Raw genomic sequence first — 2,128 nt, 5'->3', positions numbered from 1 at the left:
CTTATCAATTTTTTAAAGATTTACATTTTACTTATTTTGAAATAAATCCATTAGTTATTTTTGATAATAGAGTTTTTGTCCTCGATTTAGTAGCGAAAATTGATGATACTGCAATGTATTTAGTGGGAAAAAAATGGGGTGATATAGATTTTACGCAAGGTTTTTCCAGAGCATTGAGCAAAGAAGAAAAGTATATTAAAGAACTTGATAAAAATTCTGGTGCGTCATTAAAACTTACAATTTTAAATCCAAAAGGAAGGATATGGTTATTAATTGCTGGTGGTGGAGCATCTGTTGTTTATGCTGATGCAGTTGCAAATCTTGGATATTCAGATGAGCTTGCAAATTATGGAGAATATTCCGGCAATCCATCCAGGTCTGAGGTAAGAGAATATACAGAAACCATTTTTCATTTAATGACAAAAGAAAACACAGATAATCAGGAAAAAATTTTGCTTATTGGGGGTGCTATAGCAAATTTCACAGATGTTTCCACAACATTTGATGGCATTATTGATGCATTTGTAAAATATGCTGACAAATTAAAACAAACTGGTATAAAAATATATGTTAGAAGGGGTGGGCCTAATTATTTACAGGGTTTAAATAAAATTAAACAGGCTGCTTTTGATTTAGGATTGGATATAGAAGTTTATGGGCCAGAAGTGTTTATAACAGATATAGTTGATAGAGCTATTTTAAGTAAGGAAATTGAAAGTGGGGTGAGAAATGAATCAAGAATACATATTATTTGATAGAGATACACAAGCGATATTTTGGAATTTAAATGTTGATGCAATACAAAGGATGCTTGATTATGACTATATGATAGGCAGAAATCCAAGCGTTGTAGCAATTGTTGCACCAGGTTCGCAAAGGAATTTTGAAAAATTCTTTTATGGAGACAGAGAAATTCTTATACCCATATATGATAATTTAAAAGAGACTTCAATTATGTATCCAAAAGCGAGTGTTTTGTTAAATTTTGCTTTTTTAAGAAGCGCATACGATGTTACAAAAGAAGCACTTTTACATACAAATATTAAGGTAATAGTTATAACAGCAGAAGGTGTTCCGGAGAGATTTGCAAGAGAATTATCAATTCAAGCTAAAAAATTAAATAAATGGATAATAGGACCTGCCTCTGTAGGTGGTATAAAACCATATGCTTTTAAAATTGCAAATACAGGAGGCGCTGTTGAAAACATAAAACTAGCAAGACTATTTAAAGAAGGAAGCGTAGGCATAGTTACTCGCTCTGGTGGTTTGTTAAATGAACTTTTTAATATTGTATCTAAGTATACTGATGGAGTAGCAGAAGGTATAGCAATTGGGGGCGATAAATTTCCAGGCACAGATTTTGTTGACCATTTAATTAGATTTGAAAAAAATCCGAAAATTAAATTTTCTATAATACTAGGGGAAGTTGGCGGAAAAAGCGAGTATAAAGTTATTGAGGCCATAAAAAACAAATTAATAACAAAACCAATAATTGGATGGTGTATTGGAACAGTTAGCGATTATTTTGGAGGCTCAATACAGTTTGGGCACGCACGTGCAAAAGCTGATAAGGCATCTGAAAGTGCTATCCAAAAGAATAAAGCAATGAAGGAAGCTGGTATCTTGGTTCCAAATAGTTTTAATCAATTGCCTTATCTTGTAAAAGAACTTTACGAATCTTTGATAGGCAACACTACAGATGATTTAAGCACAAATATTATAGATTAGCCATTGGATTGCGAAACGTTGATTAAATCAAAAAAAGCAAGAAAAAAGACGCATTTTATTTGTACCATATCAAACGATACAAAAGAAGAAATTACATATTGTAATATGTCAATAACCGATATTTTAGAAAAGAAATATACGATATGTGATATTATCGGCTTGTTGTGGTTTAAACAAAAGTTTCCTGTATGGGCAAGCAATTTTATAGATTTAATTATAAAGCTTACAGCTGATCATAGGCCAGCTGTAAGCGGCGCCCATAATACTAGAGTTACAGCTAGAGCAGGAAAAGATTTAACTGCCAGTATAGCAAGCGGTATATTAACTATAGGACCCAGGTTTGGTGGCGCAATAGATGCAGCTGCCAAATATTTTAAAATGGCATATGAAAACAAAATGG

The 2,128-nt window shown here is 32.4% G+C and carries 2 protein-coding genes and 1 pseudogene; all 3 read left to right on the top strand.

Annotated features, from left to right (window positions below):
• Window positions 1-755: ATP citrate lyase citrate-binding domain-containing protein (locus Q0C22_RS05200; RefSeq protein WP_291492477.1), on the top strand; the 755-nt coding region annotated here is incomplete at its 5' end.
• Window positions 730-1,728 (top strand): hypothetical protein, encoded by a 999-nt coding sequence (locus Q0C22_RS05195; protein ID WP_291492470.1) that lies wholly within the window; start codon window positions 730-732, stop codon window positions 1,726-1,728. The genes Q0C22_RS05200 and Q0C22_RS05195, both read left to right, overlap by 26 nt.
• Window positions 1,729-1,731: 3 nt before the next feature.
• A pseudogene (locus tag Q0C22_RS05190) lies at window positions 1,732-2,128 on the top strand (citrate/2-methylcitrate synthase); the annotation flags it as partial.

This window comes from Desulfurella sp. (genome assembly GCF_023256235.1).
GTDB lineage: Bacteria > Campylobacterota_A > Desulfurellia > Desulfurellales > Desulfurellaceae > Desulfurella.
This window is presented reverse-complemented; position numbering and strand designations above follow the sequence as displayed.

Coding starts and splice junctions, on each gene's coding strand:
- Q0C22_RS05195 (WP_291492470.1), top strand. CDS start 730: ATGAATCAAGAATACATATTATTTGATAGAGATACACAAGCGATATTT.